This is a genomic window from Xanthocytophaga agilis (genome assembly GCF_030068605.1).
Classification (GTDB): Bacteria; Bacteroidota; Bacteroidia; order Cytophagales; family 172606-1; genus Xanthocytophaga; species Xanthocytophaga agilis.
The window spans coordinates 318,934-338,552 of sequence record NZ_JASJOU010000005.1; the positions used below are offsets into that span (position 1 = coordinate 318,934).

General features: G+C 37.9%; 19 protein-coding genes. 15 read left to right on the forward strand and 4 right to left on the reverse strand.

Going from position 1 to position 19,619, the window contains the following annotated elements:
• Positions 1-3 precede the first annotated feature (3 nt).
• Both QNI22_RS17085 and QNI22_RS17090 read left to right on the forward strand, forming a co-directional pair.
• Entirely contained in the window at positions 4-390 is a 387-nt protein-coding gene (locus tag QNI22_RS17085; protein ID WP_314512431.1) for a VOC family protein, read from the forward strand.
• Between the two features lie 282 nt (positions 391-672).
• Positions 673-1,464 carry an RMD1 family protein gene (locus tag QNI22_RS17090; RefSeq protein ID WP_314512433.1) on the forward strand — a complete coding sequence of 264 codons (792 nt, stop codon included), beginning with the start codon at positions 673-675 and terminating at the stop codon, positions 1,462-1,464.
• 65 nt (positions 1,465-1,529) lie between these two features.
• Here QNI22_RS17090 and QNI22_RS17095 read toward each other — a convergent pair whose 3' ends face one another.
• Entirely contained in the window at positions 1,530-1,970 is a 441-nt protein-coding gene (locus tag QNI22_RS17095; RefSeq protein WP_314512435.1) for an RrF2 family transcriptional regulator, read from the reverse strand.
• A gap of 286 nt (positions 1,971-2,256) precedes the next feature.
• On the opposite strand from QNI22_RS17095, the gene QNI22_RS17100 reads away from it, so the two are divergent.
• From QNI22_RS17100 to QNI22_RS17125, 6 genes are all read left to right on the forward strand, one after another.
• Complete coding sequence (locus QNI22_RS17100) at positions 2,257-3,204, forward strand: acetyl-CoA carboxylase carboxyltransferase subunit alpha (protein WP_313979341.1); 948 nt, start codon at positions 2,257-2,259, stop codon at positions 3,202-3,204.
• Positions 3,205-3,316: 112 nt separating this feature from the next.
• Positions 3,317-4,177 carry an MBL fold metallo-hydrolase gene (locus QNI22_RS17105; RefSeq protein ID WP_314512437.1) on the forward strand — a complete coding sequence of 287 codons (861 nt, stop codon included), beginning with the start codon at positions 3,317-3,319 and terminating at the stop codon, positions 4,175-4,177.
• 31 nt (positions 4,178-4,208) lie between these two features.
• A complete protein-coding gene (locus QNI22_RS17110) occupies positions 4,209-5,006 on the forward strand; it encodes a patatin-like phospholipase family protein (RefSeq protein WP_314512438.1) in 798 nt (265 codons plus the stop codon).
• 163 nt (positions 5,007-5,169) lie between these two features.
• Positions 5,170-5,715, forward strand: a complete 546-nt coding sequence (locus QNI22_RS17115; RefSeq protein ID WP_314512440.1) for a lysophospholipid acyltransferase family protein — start codon at positions 5,170-5,172, stop codon at positions 5,713-5,715.
• Positions 5,716-6,018: 303 nt separating this feature from the next.
• A complete protein-coding gene (locus QNI22_RS17120; protein ID WP_314512441.1) occupies positions 6,019-6,687 on the forward strand; it encodes an ABC transporter ATP-binding protein in 669 nt (222 codons plus the stop codon).
• 454 nt (positions 6,688-7,141) lie between these two features.
• Positions 7,142-7,570: a hypothetical protein gene (locus QNI22_RS17125; protein ID WP_314512443.1), complete on the forward strand. Its 429-nt coding sequence runs from the start codon at positions 7,142-7,144 to the stop codon at positions 7,568-7,570.
• A 448-nt stretch (positions 7,571-8,018) separates the two neighbouring features.
• Here QNI22_RS17125 and QNI22_RS17130 read toward each other — a convergent pair whose 3' ends face one another.
• Positions 8,019-8,891, reverse strand: coding sequence for an outer membrane beta-barrel protein (locus QNI22_RS17130; RefSeq protein ID WP_314512445.1), 873 nt, complete (start codon positions 8,889-8,891; stop codon positions 8,019-8,021).
• 210 nt (positions 8,892-9,101) lie between these two features.
• Between QNI22_RS17130 and QNI22_RS17135 the strand changes: the two genes are divergently transcribed.
• From QNI22_RS17135 to QNI22_RS17165, 7 genes are all read left to right on the forward strand, one after another.
• Positions 9,102-9,704 (forward strand): YceD family protein, encoded by a 603-nt coding sequence (locus tag QNI22_RS17135; protein ID WP_314512447.1) that lies wholly within the window; start codon positions 9,102-9,104, stop codon positions 9,702-9,704.
• A 93-nt stretch (positions 9,705-9,797) separates the two neighbouring features.
• Complete coding sequence (gene rpmF / locus QNI22_RS17140) at positions 9,798-9,992, forward strand: 50S ribosomal protein L32 (RefSeq protein ID WP_313979323.1); 195 nt, start codon at positions 9,798-9,800, stop codon at positions 9,990-9,992.
• Positions 9,993-10,132: 140 nt separating this feature from the next.
• Positions 10,133-11,083 (forward strand): phosphate acyltransferase PlsX, encoded by a 951-nt coding sequence (plsX, locus tag QNI22_RS17145; RefSeq protein ID WP_314512449.1) that lies wholly within the window; start codon positions 10,133-10,135, stop codon positions 11,081-11,083.
• Between the two features lie 178 nt (positions 11,084-11,261).
• A complete protein-coding gene (locus QNI22_RS17150; protein WP_313979318.1) occupies positions 11,262-12,272 on the forward strand; it encodes a beta-ketoacyl-ACP synthase III in 1,011 nt (336 codons plus the stop codon).
• 108 nt (positions 12,273-12,380) lie between these two features.
• Positions 12,381-12,872, forward strand: a complete 492-nt coding sequence (gene accB / locus QNI22_RS17155; protein WP_314512451.1) for an acetyl-CoA carboxylase biotin carboxyl carrier protein — start codon at positions 12,381-12,383, stop codon at positions 12,870-12,872.
• Positions 12,873-13,006: 134 nt separating this feature from the next.
• Complete coding sequence (gene accC / locus QNI22_RS17160; RefSeq protein ID WP_314512452.1) at positions 13,007-14,350, forward strand: acetyl-CoA carboxylase biotin carboxylase subunit; 1,344 nt, start codon at positions 13,007-13,009, stop codon at positions 14,348-14,350.
• 625 nt (positions 14,351-14,975) lie between these two features.
• A complete protein-coding gene (locus QNI22_RS17165) occupies positions 14,976-15,548 on the forward strand; it encodes a hypothetical protein (RefSeq protein ID WP_314512453.1) in 573 nt (190 codons plus the stop codon).
• A 66-nt stretch (positions 15,549-15,614) separates the two neighbouring features.
• On the opposite strand, the gene QNI22_RS17170 is transcribed toward QNI22_RS17165, so the two are convergent.
• Positions 15,615-18,344, reverse strand: a complete 2,730-nt coding sequence (locus QNI22_RS17170) for a family 78 glycoside hydrolase catalytic domain (protein WP_314512455.1) — start codon at positions 18,342-18,344, stop codon at positions 15,615-15,617.
• A gap of 52 nt (positions 18,345-18,396) precedes the next feature.
• A complete protein-coding gene (gene rhaT / locus QNI22_RS17175; protein WP_314512456.1) occupies positions 18,397-19,431 on the reverse strand; it encodes an L-rhamnose/proton symporter RhaT in 1,035 nt (344 codons plus the stop codon).
• Between the last annotated feature and the right edge of the window lie 188 nt (positions 19,432-19,619).

Sequence of the window (19,619 nt, forward strand, 5' to 3'; positions counted from 1 at the left end):
TCCATGAAAGACAGTTTTCTTGGGCTCCGAACCACTATCTATAAAGTTAATGATATTATCAAAGCAAAAGAATGGTACTCACAGGTTTTAGGGATCTCTCCTTATTTTGATGAATCCTATTATGTTGGGTTTAATGTAGGTGGCTACGAATTAGGACTACAACCAGAAGAACAATCTTCCGCCTTTAAATCGGATAATGTTGTTACCTATTGGGGTGTCTCTGATATTGAGCTGTCTTTTTACAAACTTATTGCGGCAGGGGCAGTGGCTTATGAACAACCAGAAGAAGTTGGAGAAGGAATAAAAACTGCCTCTGTAAAGGATTTGTGGGGAAATGTTGTTGGCATTATTGAGAACCCTCACTTTGTAGTACAGCCACATATTAGCTGATAGTGTAATATAAGCATAAAATAGAAACTCCCGAAAGTCAGGAACTTTCGGGAGTCTGATCACAAAACTCCTCTTCACTTCAATCTAATGAAGTTGATTTTGTATACATGACCCAGAAAACAGATAGATGGTTGCATGCACTATAAATTTTTTTTACTTTTTATTCAGTAATTATCAGCGATGCATTAGTGTGCCTTTTAGTTAAGCTCTTATCTCGCATATTTGATAAGTTAGAAGTAGCCCCTTAACATAAATTGCTATCTTGCAATAAAAACGCATTTTATGCTGAAAGTTGAAGCATTTCAAGTTGCCGAACAAATCAATATTAAGTCATTTCGTGCTGAGTTTACAGGCGAACCTTACCTGGCTACTAACTATGAAGTGTTTTATGTTCTGGAACATGGAAAGTACTTATATGTACTCAACTATGGAGTAGTTGTATTTGTAGATCACTCAGAGATTGAAAAAAGCGATTTAATCCGGTTTTTAAAAAACTTCTGTGAACGCCCTGTTCGTGAAGACTTTAAAGAAGATTTATTAGTAGAGGTAAATTCACAAAAAAAACTCACATTTAATTATACCTCTCTCATAGTTCCCGAAATAAATGAGCATGCTGTACGAGTTATCATGTTAAATACAGCTCAATCTGTTGCTCTGGAAACATATGAATCTTTGGGGGATGATATTTTGGAAGGGACCAAAAGATTTGCAGAAGAATTGGAAAAGGCTGGCAAAGTAAAGATTTCTCCCAAGAACTTATTGCGTTTCATTGGCCGTACTATCAATGTAAAGAATAGTATTATAGACAATCTATATGTATTCAACTCACCAGATGTGGTCTGGGAAAGTGAATATTTATCCAAACTAGATCATGGATTACGGGAAATGTTTGATATCAACACGCGATTTCGGGCATTAGATTATGAACTTAGAGTAGTACAGGATAACCTGGAACTGTTTACAGACCTATTGCAAAACAGAGAAAGTACTCGATTGGAATGGATTGTAATTGGGTTGATCTTTGTAGAGGTATTAAACCTTATCTTTGGCAAGATCTTCGGAAGTGGGCACTAAAAGGTAAAAATTAATGAATCCGGAAATTTTTATCAACTTTCCGGATTCAGTCTTCATTTACACTCTTAAATGATCCAGTCCAAGGGCTCTTTTTCCAGACGTACGCAATCTGCAAGTGTTGTGCTGTCCAGAATATCAGCAGTGGCATCACGCACCTTACGCATTGTAATCCGAATAGAACAAGTTTCCACATCATTACATTCATCACAAGGCTGGTATCCATTCTGTCTGGCACAAGGAACCCAGGCAAGTGGTCCATCTATGATACGTACTACCTGACCCATTGTAATCTGATCTGGACTTTTTAATAATCCATATCCTCCCGTCTTTCCTCTACGACTAAATAAAATACCATGATTCTTTAGATCTAATAGAATTGCTTCCAGAAACTTTTTAGGAATTCGTTCTTGCTCAGCAATCTCAGCAATCAAGGTTGCATCATTTCCAAAGTCACGTGCAAGAACAAAAAGCGCCTTAAGGGCGTATTTAGCTTTCTTTGATAACATGTCTATGTATATTTTTACAAATATATTAAAAGTCTACAAAATAAGTATAGATTATCTACAAATAGTTAATTTATTACAATGGAGAATATATTTGTTTCTTACATGTTTCCAAAAGTCAACTTTGTGCGCGTTTTTGGGGCTGGCATGCTGTTTTCTATAAAAATATTTACATAGTAATGAACTATCTATCAGTATTTTGCAGTTTTGATTTTCGATTTACATACACACACATTTACTTTCTGGAGGAAACTATTAAATTTGCACCCCTGCAACAAATTACACACACATGCTGTTGGACTTTGAGAAACCTATAGCAGAACTTGAAGCAAAATTAGCTGATATGAAGCAGCTCGCAGAAGGTTCTGATCCTGAGATGCAATCAGCCGTTAAAACGCTGGAACAAAACATCTTGAAATTAAAAAGAGAAACCTATCAAAATCTGACGCGCTGGCAACGGGTACAGCTTTCTCGTCACCCTGATCGGCCTTATACCCTTGATTATATTTACTCTGTTACCGATCAGTTCATAGAATTGCATGGAGATCGTACTGTTTCGGATGATCCGGCAATGGTGGGCGGATTTGGTACTATAGAAGGGCAGACAGTAATGTTTATTGGTCAGCAGAAGGGACGTAATACCAAGCAGCGTCAACAACGTAATTTTGGTATGGCGAATCCGGAAGGCTATCGGAAGGCATTGCGTCTGATGAAAATGGCAGAAAAATTTGGTAAACCGATCATTACTTTTATAGATACTCCAGGCGCATTTCCAGGTATTGAGGCAGAAGAAAGAGGACAGGGTGAAGCTATTGCCCGTAATCTTCGTGAAATGTTTATGCTGAAAGTACCTGTAATCTGTATTATCATTGGAGAAGGTGCTTCGGGAGGAGCCTTGGGAATCGGTATAGGAGATCGGGTATTAATGCTGGAAAATACTTGGTACTCTGTTATCTCTCCAGAATCCTGTTCGTCAATTCTCTGGCGTAGCTGGAATTACAAAGAGCAAGCCGCTGAAGCCCTGAAGTTGACTGCAGAAGATATGAAGCAATTTGGTCTTGTAGATGGCATTATTCCAGAACCTCTCGGTGGTGCGCATACAGATACTACAGGTATGGCACAAACAATCAAGCAGGTTATTACTGATACACTGAAAGAGCTTGGTGCTTTAAGTCCACAACAGAGAATTAATCAGCGCATTGAAAAATTCGGTTCAATGGGTGTATTCAAAGATTAATAGAAGTTCATTTACTGAAAATATCTCCATTGGAAAGTCGTTAATAGAGAATGGTAGGTTATATGTGAAAAACTAATAACTTGCTTGTAACTCTTTAACGACTTTTTCTTTTATGCAGGTTCATGTAATTGATACTGGCTTCTTTAAACTAGATGGAGGAGCAATGTATGGAGTTGTACCCAAAAGTATCTGGCAAAAACTTAATCCTTCTGATGAAAATAATTTGTGCAGTTGGGCAATGCGGTGTTTGTTAATTGAAGACGGCAAGCGTCTGATACTAGTTGATACTGGTTTGGGTAATAAACAGGATGCAAAATTTTTCAGCTATTATTATCTGCATGGTACTGCCAGCCTATTACAGTCTATACAGAATGCCGGATTTTCTCCAGATGAAATTACAGATGTTATTCTGACTCACTTGCACTTTGACCATGTAGGTGGAGCCGTAAGCTGTGATACAGATAAAACGAAATACTTTCCAACTTTTAAAAACGCCCGTTACTGGTCTACACCCAGACATTGGCAATGGGCAATACAACCTAATCCTAGGGAAAAAGCAAGTTTCTTGAAAGAGAATATTCTACCCTTACAGGAAAGTGGCCAATTGCATTGGATTGAAGAAGGGCAAGCTTCACCTTTTGCCAATATAGACTTTCTGTTTGTAGAAGGCCATACAGAAGCGATGTTATTACCTAAAATACAAATTGGTAATCAAACAATTGTGTATATGGCTGATCTCATTCCTTCCACAGGCCATATTGCGTTACCCTATGTAATGAGTTATGATGTAAGGCCCCTACTTACAATGGATGAAAAAGCAACAATTCTAGATCAGGCCGTGGAAAAGGACTGGATTTTATTCTTTGAACATGACCCTATCACAGAGTGTGCTGTTGTACAACATACAGAAAAAGGTATTCGGATAGAGAAACAAGGAGCACTTATAGAATGGCTTGCACTAACAAATCAGTAATAAACTATCTTATAAACATCAGGACTAGAATATGGAAATAGGTTTGGCATTGTCTGGAGGAGGTGCAAGAGGATTTGCACATGTTGGTGTACTTCAGGCGTTATTGGAAGAAGGCTTTGTTCCAACAAAGCTGTCGGGAGCAAGTGCAGGGAGTATTGTATGTGCTTTATATGCTAATGGCTACCTGCCCAAAGATATTATGGATATTTTTCAGAGAGCAAAGATTCGTTCAGTATTTAGTCTCTCAACACAATTAACCGGTTTTCTGAAACTAGGGAAAATAGAAAAATTTCTGGAAACATATCTCCCCCATAATTCATTTGAACAACTCAACATTCCACTAACGATTAATGCTACCGAGATACAGACCGGCGAAATTGTTTACTTCAATTCCGGACCTCTGATCCAACCTATTCTGGCTTCCAGTTGTATACCCGTTTTATTTGAGCCACTTCGTGTTGGCAATAAGTTGCTGGTAGACGGGGGTATACTCAATAATCTGCCCGTAGAACCTCTGCTCAATCAATGCGATTTTATAGTGGGTGTACATAGTAACCCATGTGGAAACACCTTACCAATAATTAACATGCGTACAGTTATGGAACGCAGCTTATTATTAGCTATCCAAAATAATATCCAAGATAGAATCCTGCGCTGTGACTATTTCATCGAACCACCAGAACTTTGTCGGTTTACAACACTAGATGCCAGCAAAGCCCAAGAACTCTTTTCGATTGGATATAAATACACAAAAGAAATAGCCCCGCAATTGAAAAACCTGTATGAAGAAAAACAAAAGGGAAAGGAAATAGGGCACTTGAAACAATAAGTATTTTTTGTATTTGTGAGTCAGGGTCATATATAACTCTTTTTCTCATAAATAAGGATGTAACAAAACAAAAGGATAGAATATGTGTTTTGTTTAAACAGATACAACACATATTTTCGCAGGAAAAATATCAGCTAGCTGATTGTTGATTTATCCTTATTGTATGATGCGTTTTATAGCCCGGCTGTATTTCTGGCTTATAGGCTGGAAAGTGAAGAATGAAGTTCCATCAACATTGAAGAAATATGTAATGATAGGTTTGCCACATACCAGCAACTGGGACTTTCCTATTGCTATGGCAGCATTACTTATTCTTCGTCTCAAGACAAACTATCTTGCCAAAAAAGAACTGTTTCGGTTTCCTCTTGGTATTATTATGCGCGCCTTTGGTGGAATTCCTGTAGATCGTTCCAAACATGGAGGTTTAGTAGATGCCATGATTGACGAGCTTAACAAGCATGATGAAATGATTTTATTAATACCGCCAGAAGGAACCAGAAAATATGTCAAAGACTGGAAAACAGGCTTTTACAGAGTAGCAATGGGGGCTAATGTACCTATAGTACTGGCTTATCTTGATTATGGTCGAAAAACAACCGGACTAAAGGCTGTTTTTTATCCAACCGGTGACTATGAAAAAGATGTAGAAGCAATGAAGTCTTACTATAAAGGCATGAAAGGAAAATATCCTAAGTATCAGAATGTATGATTTAAATATAAATATATCACAGTCTGGATTTATAGAGAATTTTCAAAAGAATCACTTGGGTGCGAACTATAGGACTTCTATCAACGTCTATTTTCTGATAATTATAGATATGCTGATTTTAAAAGCAATATATTGATTATCAACTTAATATTCATATAAATTATACAAAACCATCTTATCAGATTAGAAGGTTTACAAGTTATACCCTATTATTTATCCAATAAAATGTAAGAACTAAACAACTATTACGTATCTATATTCCCGAATATTAAATACATTTGTGCATATACTCCATAATTACGCATGATAGAGGTCAAAAATATCTCAAAGTCTTATAACACGTTACAAGTGTTGAAAGGAATAGACTTGGTTATTCGTCGCAAAGAAGTTGTTTCTATCGTAGGAGCTTCCGGAGCAGGTAAAAGTACTCTTCTGCATATTATGGGCACTCTTGATAAGCCTGATACAGGTCTTGTTCGTATTAATGGCCAGGATGTTGTAAATCTTCGCAGTTCAGCACTGGCAGATTTTAGAAATCAGAATATAGGTTTCATTTTTCAGTTCCACAATCTTCTTCCTGAATTTACAGCACTTGAAAATGTCTGTATACCAGGCTATTTAAGTAATAAGGACGCTAAAAAAGTACAGGCTCGGGCCACAGAATTATTGCTTATGCTGGGCCTTAAAAATCGTCTTGATCATACTCCGTCCCGTATGTCTGGTGGTGAACAACAACGTACAGCTGTTGCAAGAGCTCTTATTAATTCGCCTCTGGTAGTTTTTGCAGATGAACCAAGCGGCAATCTTGACTCCAAAAATGCACAGGAACTTCATCAACTCTTCTTCAGACTCAGAGATGAGATTGGTCAGACATTTGTGATTGTCACACACAATGAAGATCTAGCTAATATGGCCGATCGGAAACTAGAAATGAAAGACGGAAAAATCCTTATTCCTGAAGTATCAAACTAGTGTTTTATTCTACATTCCAGACTTATATTCTGCCCTCTATTAACCCCATATATTCCCCATTGATACTGGAAAGTAGCTAGTCAGTTATTTTTCTTCCATGTATATAGTATATCTTTCCTTGTAAGAAAAATATCTTTTTTACAGAAATATCCCTTTTTCATACCTTTTTACTCTACTCCTCTGACAATCTATGTTTTTCCAGAAAAAAGAAGCCGTTTAAGGTTTACCTTTTTTTAGCTCAATTATTAATAAGAGAATCAGTAAGTTACATGATGCATATGAGCAAATAAACTTAAAAAGGAGTTTTACTATTACGATAACCACCAAAAAACTTACGAATTCATACTCAGGCACACTTTTTTAACTAATACCTGCTCTGTGTAATTTTTAGCCATTCTTGAATTGAATACCTGTCTCAAAAAGGCCACCTTTGATACATAAAATAAATAAATATATGGAATCTTCATATCTATCTGTAGGTTACAATCGTGAACTGAATGCAGTTATAGCTTCCTGGTCTGGTTACATATCCGCAGATGAGGCTAAAAGTGGATTTGAGAGAATATGGGAAGTATTCCGTTATTATGAAGCTAACTATGTTATTGCAGATCTGAGAGAATACGAAGGTGGGTTCGGCGCTATTACTCAATGGCTGGATGAAGAATATATGCCTAAAATGATCAAAATAGGTTATCAGGCCTGCGCAAACGTAATGCCTGAAGATTTCTTTATGTCTGTTTCATTAAACGATTTTCAGAATAAACAATCCGGAATAGTACCTTTAAGAGTATTTGCAGACTTAAATACAGCTCAAACTTGGATCAGCCAATTACAAACTAGTAAGAATGAACCAACACCTGATGCTCTTCGGGCAGTAGCCTAATATTTTATACTATCAATAAAAAAGGAGATACTCTTAAGTATCTCCTTTTTTATTGATAAGGTATCTAAGTCATCGTGAATCTTAGGAAAAGATAGTGACCGTTTTTAGAGAAAATTTCCAATTTGTGTATAGTTCACCGCAAACAGTTTTTTGGTAATCGCAAAGCAGTCCTATCTATCGGCTAATGAATTACGTTTTAATTACGGCAATTTTGCTTTTGACTAGAACTCCGATCATTTCCAGCGGTGCACATAACTAATTGCAGATTTCATTTTGACCGGAACTCTAGTCGTTTTTTCTCTTGCACATAATTCACAACAATTTTTATTTTGATCGGAATTCACCGCAAACAATTGCTTGTATAGAATTGTGCGCAATAAAACTTTTGATGTGAATTCCGATCAGGTACTTAGTGAGACTAGAAAATTCTAAAATTTAGTAAAATATATTAACGACTTGGAACACCGTTATTTCCACCTGCGGAAGAACGGTTCCCCCCAAACATCCAATGCAACCCTAACTGTACACCAACAAGTAAATTAGCTCTACGTCCAAACAAATCATTAATAGCTTGTTTAGCTGTTTTATCCTTCAATTCATTTACCAGATCTTCATTTCTCATATCTACAAAGCCATAGTTTGCCCGAACCTGTGTAGATAGATATAGATTATTCCCAAGATCAATATCAGCACCTATCCCAAATGCAATCTGGACATCTGTTTTCTTAAATCTTTCTATCGCATTCTTAGCTTCTGTACTAAATATAGTTTGCTTGGTAGCTGGGTATTCATATGTCCCATCTGAATTTACTTTTACCGGTTCACCCGTATTTGGATCGGTAGGAGCATCTGCGCCTGGAGGTAACTGTAACGTTCCGGCTCTGTACTGATCATAGATCTCTTTACCGTTTGTAAGTAATGATAATTGAGGACCAAACATAAAGTTGAAACGTGTACGGGCAGTGCCAGTACCAAAGGAACGTAACAACAGAGGTAAATGAATGTAACTCAAATCTACATTTCGTTGTCCTATAACTTGTTTTGCCACATCTATAATTTCAAAAACCTGTCCTTGTTTTGAGAAGATAGACTCTAATTGTAAGCCAAATCCTCTTCCAAAGTCTACTCCTGCCGTAAATCCAATAGGAGCAAAATTGTAGGTAGGTTTCGCACTATAACGAGGATCTTCGGATAATCCTTTGTCCAATACAAATGTTCCGTTATATGCACTGGTGAGCCCCAAATGTAATTTTGTCTGGGCATTTGTTTGGGTGAACCATCCTAAAACAATCAGGCTGGCAGAAACAAGTACTTTTTTCATACTAAACGCTGGCTATACGATGTAAAATTCAATTCAATAGTAAACTGTTTTACTACAAAAATACATCAATGTATAGCGTGATTACCAGCAAGAAATAGGATAAACCTTACTCTCAACCGAAAAGCAGTAAACCTGTATAATCTTTATCGATCTTTTCAACTTTAAGTACAATACCAGAAATCAACAAAAGTGATAAAATCTTCAAGAAAGATGTTTCTAAATCAAAAATATATATTTACCTTTGCGGTTCTAATTTTTGGAGGGTGTCCCGTGAAAGATCTGAAAGACTTTGATATAGACATTATCGGCCTTAAAGATAAGGCCTATACATTTGATTTTAAGGGAAACAACAGTTTTTTCAAACTATTTGAAAATAGTCTGGTTGAGAATGGAGTATTTAAAGTGGAGTTGTACCTGGATAAGTCAGCAACAATGATTCAGCTGAACTTTCATATTACAGGTAGTATTGAGTTAACGTGTGATCGTTCATTAGAACAATTTGACTATCCTCTAGATATAGAGGAAAAGCATATTCTGAAGTTTGGAGAGGATGATAAGGAACTCACAGATGAGATTGAAATTATTAATCGTCATACAGCAACCATAAATGTAGCTCAATATATTTATGAGTTTATAGTTTTGGCGATCCCAATGAAAAAGATCCATCCTAAATTTGCAGATCAGCAATATGAAGAAAATGAGGAAGGCTTGTTAGTTTATAGATCTAAAGAGGAGGAGGAAACTTCAGAAGAGAAGGACGAAGAAAATATAGATCCGCGTTGGGCAGCATTGCGAAAATTGAATAATAATTAATACAATCAGGGTTTTCTCTTTATTAATTAAGAAGAAAAACTCTATAAAACAATTACCAAATCCTTTGTAAAAAACAATAAATTAAAATAGAAAATGGCACATCCTAAACGAAAGATTTCCAAAACCCGTCGGGACAAACGTCGTACGCATGACGTAGCTACACCTAAAGCTATCTCTATCTGCCAATCGACAGAAACTCCTCACATACGTCATCGTGCATACGTTGTAAACGGAGATCTATACTATAATGGCAAAGTAGTTATTGAAAACTACACTGCTATTGCTTAATACACAGAATTGTTGTATTGTTGAGCAAGCAAAATCAATAGGCAAGTAGCAATAGGCAACACGCAGTTGAGTAACTTTTATTGCTGATTGCCTATTGCTACTTGCCTGTTTTATTTTTCCACCAGCCACTAAACGCCTACATGAAAATTGCGATAGACGCAATGGGAGGTGATTTTGCCCCCGAAGCTATTGTCGAAGGTACATTATTAGCCGGTGAAGCCTTGCCCGCCGATGTTGAGTTAATTCTGGTAGGTCAGGAAGATGTAATTCAAGCTCTTTTACATGTGCCTGCCTTTTCTACTTCTGTTGTTGAAGTAATACATGCGCCTGAAATAATTGCTATGGCCGAACATCCGACCAAAGCACTTACTCAGAAAACACGATCTAGTATTGCCATTGGCTTTCATCTTTTGAAAGAAGGCAAGGTAGACGCATTTTGTAGCGCGGGTAATACAGGGGCAATGATGGTGGGATCTATGTTTAGCGTAAAGCCACTCGAAGGTATACTACGTCCTACTATAGCATCTTTTTATCCAAAACAGGATGGAGGACATGGTGTAATACTGGATGTTGGAGCCAATGCAGATTGTAAGCCTGAAGTGCTGGATCAATTTGCTGAACTGGGTAGTGTGTATGCTAAAAGTGTGTTAAACATTGCTAACCCTCGTGTAGGGCTGGTTAACATAGGAGAGGAAGAACAAAAAGGAAACCTGATCTCACAACAGGCTCATCAACTTCTTAAAGTAAATAAGAAGATTAACTTTATCGGCAATATTGAAGGACGGGATTTGTTTACAGACAAAGCAGATGTCCTAATATGTGATGGTTTTACCGGAAACATTATTCTTAAGATGTCAGAATCATTTTATGACATATTCCATCGCCGTGGAATTGAAGATTCCTTCTTAAGTGAATTCAATTATGAAGCGATTGGAGGAAGTCCGATTCTGGGAGTAAACGGAAATGTTGTTATTGGACACGGAATCTCATCCCCTCTTGCCGTGAAAAACATGATTTCACTTGCAGTTAAAATGGTGGAATCAAAAGTTCTTACAAAGATTAAACAAGCCTTGGAAAATAAATCTGTTTAAACTGGCTCAAAAAAACTGGTACTCTCCATGCTTTTGAGCCAGTTTTTCTTTTATATACATACTATTTTACTAAAAGGTTAAAAGTTAGAATAAGAGTAATAAAGGCACTAAATTCATTTTTGTGTTCTTATCTCATCTAACTTTTATCCTTTTCTCTATTCAATTTTAACTCATTCGAATGACCGCCATTAAAGCTGTAATTACAGGTATCCATGGGTACGTACCTGACTATGTGTTGACCAATGCAGAACTGGAAAAGATGGTAGACACTAATGATGAATGGATCACTAGTCGCACAGGGATCAAGGAACGGAGAATTTTAAAAGGAGAAAATCAAGGCAGTTCACATATGGGGGCTAAGGCCGTAGAAGGACTACTAAAAAAGACAAATACAGATCCTCTGGATATTGATTTAATAATCTGTTGCACCACTACCCCTGACTTTGTTTTTCCAGCTACAGCTAACCTTATCTCTGATATGGTTGGGGCAAAAAAAGCATTTAGCTATGATGTGCAGGCTGCATGTTCAGGATTTTTATTCTCAATGGTGACAGCTTCTCAGTTTATTGAGACAGGACGTTACAAGAAGATTATTGTAGTAGGAGCGGATAAGATGTCATCTATTGTTGATTATCAGGATCGTACTACCTGTATTATTTTTGGTGATGGAGCTGGCGCCGTACTAATAGAACCTTCTACAGATCCTAGTTATGGTTTGCAGGATTTTGTACTCAAAACAGATGGATCTGGAGTGGAATATCTGGTTCAAAAATCAGGTGGAAGCCGTCGTCCACCCAGCATTGAAACAGTAACGAATCGGGAGCACTTTATTCATCAGGAAGGAGCTACGGTATTTAAGTTTGCTGTAAAAAATATGGCTGATGTTGCGGCAGAAGTAATGGAGCGTAATCATTTAACATCTGACGATATTGCTTGGTTATGTCCACATCAGGCAAACTTACGAATTATCAGCGCTACATCTCAACGCATGGGAATTGGGGAAGATAAAGTAATGATCAATATCCACAAGTATGGTAATACGACAGATGCTACATTACCATTGGCTTTATGGGATTATGAGCATCTTTTAAAGAAAGGTGATAATATTATTTTTGCAGCATTTGGGGGTGGTTTTACTTGGGGTGCCGCATATATGAAATGGGCGTATGACGGAAGTAAATTCGCTTAATGTATTTGTTCAGGCTTAATTTTCTATAGAGATAATTTCCTGATGAATAACTATCTGTGCAAACTGGCACACTAACCAGATATAACACGACAAACGTAAAATAGAAACATGAAAGCAAAAGAAATCCAAGATCTTATTGACTTTATTGCCAAATCCGGACTTGACGAGGTAAATATTGAAACAGAAAGCTTTAAATTAAATGTAAAACGTAGCAGTAGTCTTGTAACCAAGGCAATTGAAACAACCTCTCAGCAAATATTTGCTCCTGTTGCAACTCCAATTGCTCCTGTTGTTCAGACTGTAGCTACTCAGCCTGTAGTATCTATACCTGCAGCGGAACCTGTAGCTGCATCAAGCAATACTGTTATTGTTCGTTCTCCTATGATCGGAACATTCTACCGTTCATCTAATCCTGAAACACCTGCTTTTGTAGAAGTTGGGGCAGAAGTCAAAAAGGGTCAGGTAGTTTGCATTATTGAAGCAATGAAGCTGTTCAATGAGATCGAGAGTGAAGTATCAGGTCGTATTGTAAAAGTATTGGTAGAAAATGCTACTCCTGTTGAATATGATCAGCCTCTATTTATTGTAGAGCCAAACTAATTTACTGAATGTGTAAATGAGCAATTGAGTAGTTGAATAAATAAGCTTTACAAGATCTGACTTCGTCAGTAGATAGCTTGTTTATTCACTCAATTATACTCTTACTTCCTTACCCATTTCTCATCTATTGTTATATGTTTAAAAAAATATTAATTGCCAATCGCGGTGAGATTGCATTACGTGTTATTCGTACGTGCCGCGAGATGGGGATCAAAACAGTTGCCGTTTACTCTACAGCAGATAAAGATAGCCTACACGTTCGCTTTGCAGATGAAGCTGTATGTATCGGTCCTCCTCCCAGCCGACAATCCTATCTGAATATACCCAATATTATTGCAGCTGCCGAAATTACAAATGCAGATGCAATTCACCCTGGATACGGTTTTTTATCTGAAAATGCAGATTTTTCCCGTATTTGTCAGGAATACAATATTAAGTTCATAGGACCATCACCAGAGATGATTGAATCAATGGGTGATAAATCATCTGCCAAAGCAACTATGAAAGCTGCCGGAGTACCTACTATTCCAGGTTCTGATGGTTTATTAGGTTCTCTTGAAGAAGGAAAAGAGCTGGCTAAGGCAATCAAATATCCGGTTATTATCAAAGCAACTGCTGGTGGCGGTGGAAAAGGGATGCGAATCATTCGTGATGAAGATGGATTTGAGAAAGCATGGAATGATGCAAAAATGGAAGCAGGAGCCTCTTTTGGAAACGATGGTCTCTATATGGAGAAATATATTGAGGAGCCTCGCCATATAGAGATTCAGGTGGTAGGAGATCAATATGGTAAGGTATGTCACCTGTCAGAAAGAGATTGTTCGATTCAGCGCCGTCATCAGAAGTTGGTGGAAGAAACGCCCTCACCAATTATTACACCTGAATTACGCCGTAAAATGGGCGAAGCAGCGATCAAAGGTGCTAGTGCCATTAACTATGAAGGTGCTGGTACTATAGAGTTTCTGGTAGACAAACATGGTGATTTCTACTTTATGGAAATGAATACCCGTATTCAGGTAGAGCATCCTATTACAGAAGAAGTAACAGATTTTGATTTGATTAAAGAGCAAATTAAGGTGGCTGCAGGTGTACCTATTTCTGGTAATAACTATGAGCCTAACTTGCATGCCATTGAGTGCCGTATCAATGCGGAAGATCCCGCTAATGGTTTCCGCCCAAGCCCAGGTAAAATTCTGAATCTACACCTGCCGGGAGGACATGGAGTACGTGTAGATAGTCATGTATATGCAGGCTATACAATACCTCCAAATTATGACTCTATGATTGCTAAATTGATCGTAAGTGCTCAGACTCGTGAAGAGGCTATTGTACGGATGAAACGTGCCTTACAGGAATTCGTTATTGAAGGTATCAAAACAACTATTCCATTCCACATCCGACTGATGGATGATGAAGGATTTAGAACTGGTAAGTTCACAACTTCTTATCTGGAGACTTTTGACTTTAAAGGATTATAATAGATAAAATTCTTTACATAAAAAGAGCCCTATTCAACAGAGTGGGGCTCTTTTTATGTAAGAGGTAAACTCTTTTAAAAACTTTTTGCAGAAAGCTTATGTAAGATTTATAGATAAAAGCATACAATACTGCTTCGCCTACTTCGTCCATACTGCGGTGATCAAAGATAAAACAGGGCACAAATCCATTTATAAATCAAAAGAATAATTGAAGTCATCTCTAAAGGCATAAAAAAAATACATTAAAGGCTCTTCTAAATGTAGTTTATATAACTTTTCCAGATATAAGTAGTCTATTTAAACTATAGTACATATTGTGCACCAATTCATTTATGACTTTTTCACTAAATGATTAAGCAGATATTATATTTAAAAATATAACTTTTTTAATATCTCACGTCCTGCACATTACTCCTGTAATATAATACTTAAGAAAATACATGCACTTGTAGTATATCAATTGCAAATCAACTATAGATACAAGTGATTCTAGCGAACTTAGCATAGGCAGAAATACAGGCTTAACGAGTAAGAAAATGTATTTTTATACATAAACCTTTAGCTAGGCTTCTACGTAAGACCCTCTATATAAGCCACATTGTCAAGCATATAAATCTGATCCAGCATGAAGATCTTTACATCAACAGTAGTAATGTTATTTTGTGTAGTATCTGTGTGGGCTCAATTGCCTAAAGTAAGATATACTGATACACTTGCCTATAATGCACGTCTGACACCCGATGCAGCGGTAACCAATGCATGGAATTGGTTTGATAATCATACTAAGCATCCTGTTGATGCACAAGAGGCAAAGATGCGTAACGAACAAGGTATCTTCAAAGGAGTTGGAGCATTTCAATATGTCAGTAAAGTTACCTCTGGTAATGAATACTCAAAAGGTACTATTTTTTATGTAGTTGCACTTCGTATTCATGAAGGAGATAAACAATATAGTTATGAAATTACCAATTTTACTCACCAGGCACGTGTTTCTTTAAACGCACTTACAACTGCTGATAAATATCCATATCGTGTAGAGGGAGATAAGATGTGGCACAATATGGTTTGGAAAGATATTAAACAGCAAGTAGATCAACATGCGAAGGAGTTGGTAGAGAGTTTGAATGCAGCCATGCTGGCACCTTCTGTAGTAACACAAGCAAAGAAAGGCCCTGTAGTAATTGTGGTTAACAACTAAGAATATACACCTCGCAAAAAAATAGCCCATATTCTGAATATGGGCTATTTTTTGTAATGCTCTTTTCTATTTCAAAGGATATTCAAATACATATTGTCCTGATCCTACTTCTATTACTGTTGTATCTTTATCCATTTTTGCTGACTTGTTAGCAGCAGTGAGAGCTTGCCCATTCTCTTTGATATCAGAAGCATTACTTCTTGGCAACCGAATAGTTGCTGTTGTATTGGCAGGGATAGTGATGGTAACTTTCAATTGTCCGTTTTTCTGTTCCCAACCTGACATAATTTCTCCGTATGGGCTGTTCACGCTGGCCTTTGCATAGGTAAGTCGGCCATCTGATGGTAATTGAGGCTGGATAAGAATATGTTTATACCCAGGCTTGCCAACTTCAATACCTGCTACAACCCGATACATCCAATCACCAATAGCACCATACGCATAGTGATTAAATGAATTCATTCCTTCATCCTGAAACGTACTGTCTGGTTTCATTCCATCCCAACGTTCCCAGATCGTAGTTGCTCCCATTTTAACAGGATAGAGCCATGACGGATAGAACTCCTGTAGTAATAAATCGTAACCTACCTCTGTATGCCCATTGTCTGAAAGCACATGACATAGATAGGGTGTACCTAAAAATCCTGTCGATAGATGATTTCTACGACTTTTGATATCATCTACAAGATGCTGAGTAGCCATTGGCTTCAGATCTGCAGGTAGTAAGTTAAACATTAAAGCTAATACATAGGCGGTTTGCGAGTCGGAAGCAATGCGTCCAGCAGGTGTTACATATTCCTTGATAAATGTCTCCCTAATCTGTTCAAACAATTTAGCATACTGACTCTCATCTTCCTGTTTGCCCAGGATATGTGCAGTTTCTTTAAGCAGGTGGGTTGAATAGGCATAAAAAGCTGTAGCTATGTAGTCATTATTTGTATATCCGTCTGGTTCTGGATGACTATTTATCCCTGGTCTGTAAAAAAGCCAGTCACCAAACACACTTCCTCCTCTCCAGATATTTGATTTGCCAGCTTTGGAATGAATATATTCCACATAGGCTTTCATACTTGGATATTGTATTTCCAGCATCTGTTTATCCCCATAAATTTGGTATAAGGTATAAGGTGTAATCAGGGCTACGTCCCCCCAACCAGCAGAGGTTCCTTTCATCACCTTCTTTAAAACATCCGGAATAACAAACGGAACACCTCCATCTGAATACTGATCTGCTGCTACATCACGCATCCATTTGGTGAAAAAAGCAGCTACATCCATATTAAATCCAGCAGTGCGACAAAATACCTGTGCATCACCTGTCCATCCAAGACGTTCATCCCGTTGAGGGCAGTCTGTAGGTACATCCACAAAATTGCCTTTTTGTCCCCATTGAATATTATGTTGTAACTGGTTGACTAATGCATTTGAGCACTCAAATGTACCGATAGGCTTCATGTCTGAATGAATGACAATGCCTGTTAGGTTCTCAGGCTTTATATCTCCAGGAAATCCTTCTATAGCAACAAAGCGGAAGCCCTGAAAGGTAAAATGTGGCTCAAAGGTCTCTTCACCCTCTCCTTTAAGGATATATTCAATGCGTTGTTTAGCCTGACGAAGATTAGCTGTATAGAAGTTTCCTTTCTTGTCCAGAATCTCACTGTGACGTAATACGACTTTTGTACCAGCAGAGCCGCTTACTTTTAATCGAATCCATCCTACCATATTTTGCCCCATATCGGCAACTAGTGTTCCTTCCGGAGTCCGAAATATATTTTTAGGCTTAATCTCTTGTATTTTTCGTACGGGTACACCAGCAGAACCTATCAAATTGGAAAAGGTATGAGTCACTAAGCGTACTTTATGCCAGCTTTTATCATTAAACCCCACAACATTCCAGCCTTTCTTTTCCATACGGGCATCATATACCTCTCCGTTGTAAATCTCAGAGCTGCGTACAGGGCTATCCTGAGTTGCCTTCCATGTTTCATCTGTTCCAACAATGGCCTGAGATCCATCCTGATAGCGGACGTGTAACTGACATAGCAATGCCAGTTGATTGCCGTAAAAATTCCAGCTATTATCAAAGCCTATCGTTCCCCTGTACCACCCATCTCCGATCATAGCACCTACTGCATTTTTTCCCTGTCTGACCTGTTCTGTCACATCATAAACCTGATACTGTAGCCTACTATTATAACTGGTCCAGCCTGGAGTCAGTAAGTCTTGTCCAACCCGCTGTCCATTCAGATAAAGTTCGTACATACCATAGGCTGTCACATATACCCTCGCAGAAGCGATAGGTTTGTTAATCGTAAATTCTTTTCGAGCCAATGAAGCAGAACTGGCTTTTAGTGTATCGCCAGGCATTCCAGGTGCTATCCATTTGGCTTTCCACTCAGTTGGCAATAGGATTCCCATTTCCCAAAAAGCTGCTTCACTCCATGCAGACTCTTTGTCATTCGTATCCCATACACGTACCTGCCAGTAATATCGCTTCCCGGATTCTGTCGCTTTTCCTTTATAAATTTGTAGTATCGATTCTGATGACTTTACTTTACCCGAACTCCAAACCAGACTCTGAACAGAAAAATCCTGTTTCGTAGCTACTCGAATTTCATAGGAATCCTGTATAGTATTTCGGGTGTCACTATTCAACTTCCAGCTCAAGCGAGGCTGTCGTACATCTATTCCAATTGGATTGACTTTGTGTTCACATGACAAGTCCTTTACTTGAAGAGTTTGTGCTGCTAACGTACCAGCAATAAAGATTAAAAACAGGTAAATAAACGGTTTCATATTATAAATGAATTAATCAAGAGGTATCAGTTCTTGGCAATTTGGTATTGTTTTACAGGCTGCTGCCTAATCCTATTAATACAGTTGAAAATACAATCAGAAATAGGCCTATGTAAACAACCATAAATGTTTTGGAGCTTGCACCCGCCCATTCTTTCAACAACAATCCCCACAATGTACTAAAGGTAATAATAAATGCCATGTGCATAGTCCAACCAGCAAACCGTAAATCACCACTTAAGTAGTTATCTCCCATGCCGTAGAAGAAAAACTGGAAATACCAGGTTGTGCCTGCAAGCATTGCCCAAAAATAATTACGGCTAAGGGGAGTCTGAGAGTTAGTATAATCACCAAAGGACTTATTACGCTGATTGAGAATCATACACCAGATGAAGTTGGTTGTAAAGCCTCCAAGGAGTAATACAGGATAGATTGCATTATTTTGCCATAAAGGATCTGTTCCAAATTCGACAGCTTTCAAGGCGATGGGTTTGCCAGCAGCTAATCCAAAGGCAAAGCAGGCACTAAGGATACCCGATATGGTAGCTACCACAATTCCTTTTTTCAGATCAAACTCAGCTATGGTTGCTTTCTTCTGTTCTCCACTCAGTTCTTTCTCTTTCATCATACCTGCACGCCCACACACTGCAATTCCCAATAGGCAGACAACTACTCCTGCCAGTGTAAATATTCCTGTACGGGTAGAAATGAGTTCATTAAATTTACCATCCCAGATAGGAGGGATCAATGTACCAAATGCAGAACAATATCCTAAAGCGATTGCCATACCCAGTGAAATACCCAGATATCGCATAGCTAATCCGAATGTAAGCCCTCCAATTCCCCACAGTACACCAAAGAAATACGTCCATCCTAAGGTATCTATCGCAGTAGTTGTGATAGAGGCCACCAACTCTTTTACTGTTAAACTTCCCATTAGCCAGGGAACAATAATCCAGGATGCTACACCTCCAACAATCCATGCACTTTCCCAGGACCATTGTTTGACTTTACGAAAAGGTAAATAAAAACTACCTGAGGCAAACCCACCTAAAGCATGAAAGAAAACACCGAGAAAAGACCCCATGAATATAAATTGGATTAGTAAGTGGAGGAAAATCCGCTTGTATAATTAAAAGAAAATCTTACACTTTATTACTAAAAAACTCTTCTGTCGGTGAACTTTCATCCTGTAGTGTCCTGCATGATTGTAAAAGGATATCATACTCAAACATTTACCCAAGATGTACTAATCTCCAGGATTTAAGACTAAAT

What these genes read in the sequence shown, in the direction of transcription:
- QNI22_RS17170 (WP_314512455.1), bottom strand. Translation starts at nt 18,344, where the DNA reads ATGAAACCGTTTATTTACCTGTTTTTAATCTTTATTGCTGGTACGTTA.
- rpmF (WP_313979323.1), top strand. Translation starts at nt 9,798, where the DNA reads ATGGCACATCCTAAACGAAAGATTTCCAAAACCCGTCGGGACAAACGT.
- QNI22_RS17120 (WP_314512441.1), top strand. Translation starts at nt 6,019, where the DNA reads ATGATAGAGGTCAAAAATATCTCAAAGTCTTATAACACGTTACAAGTG.
- QNI22_RS17095 (WP_314512435.1), bottom strand. Translation starts at nt 1,970, where the DNA reads ATGTTATCAAAGAAAGCTAAATACGCCCTTAAGGCGCTTTTTGTTCTT.
- QNI22_RS17115 (WP_314512440.1), top strand. Translation starts at nt 5,170, where the DNA reads ATGATGCGTTTTATAGCCCGGCTGTATTTCTGGCTTATAGGCTGGAAA.
- QNI22_RS17165 (WP_314512453.1), top strand. Translation starts at nt 14,976, where the DNA reads ATGAAGATCTTTACATCAACAGTAGTAATGTTATTTTGTGTAGTATCT.
- QNI22_RS17150 (WP_313979318.1), top strand. Translation starts at nt 11,262, where the DNA reads ATGACCGCCATTAAAGCTGTAATTACAGGTATCCATGGGTACGTACCT.
- QNI22_RS17100 (WP_313979341.1), top strand. Translation starts at nt 2,257, where the DNA reads ATGCTGTTGGACTTTGAGAAACCTATAGCAGAACTTGAAGCAAAATTA.
- rhaT (WP_314512456.1), bottom strand. Translation starts at nt 19,431, where the DNA reads ATGGGGTCTTTTCTCGGTGTTTTCTTTCATGCTTTAGGTGGGTTTGCC.
- QNI22_RS17110 (WP_314512438.1), top strand. Translation starts at nt 4,209, where the DNA reads ATGGAAATAGGTTTGGCATTGTCTGGAGGAGGTGCAAGAGGATTTGCA.
- QNI22_RS17135 (WP_314512447.1), top strand. Translation starts at nt 9,102, where the DNA reads ATGTTTCTAAATCAAAAATATATATTTACCTTTGCGGTTCTAATTTTT.
- plsX (WP_314512449.1), top strand. Translation starts at nt 10,133, where the DNA reads ATGAAAATTGCGATAGACGCAATGGGAGGTGATTTTGCCCCCGAAGCT.
- QNI22_RS17105 (WP_314512437.1), top strand. Translation starts at nt 3,317, where the DNA reads ATGCAGGTTCATGTAATTGATACTGGCTTCTTTAAACTAGATGGAGGA.
- QNI22_RS17085 (WP_314512431.1), top strand. Translation starts at nt 4, where the DNA reads ATGAAAGACAGTTTTCTTGGGCTCCGAACCACTATCTATAAAGTTAAT.
- accC (WP_314512452.1), top strand. Translation starts at nt 13,007, where the DNA reads ATGTTTAAAAAAATATTAATTGCCAATCGCGGTGAGATTGCATTACGT.
- QNI22_RS17090 (WP_314512433.1), top strand. Translation starts at nt 673, where the DNA reads ATGCTGAAAGTTGAAGCATTTCAAGTTGCCGAACAAATCAATATTAAG.
- QNI22_RS17130 (WP_314512445.1), bottom strand. Translation starts at nt 8,891, where the DNA reads ATGAAAAAAGTACTTGTTTCTGCCAGCCTGATTGTTTTAGGATGGTTC.
- QNI22_RS17125 (WP_314512443.1), top strand. Translation starts at nt 7,142, where the DNA reads ATGGAATCTTCATATCTATCTGTAGGTTACAATCGTGAACTGAATGCA.
- accB (WP_314512451.1), top strand. Translation starts at nt 12,381, where the DNA reads ATGAAAGCAAAAGAAATCCAAGATCTTATTGACTTTATTGCCAAATCC.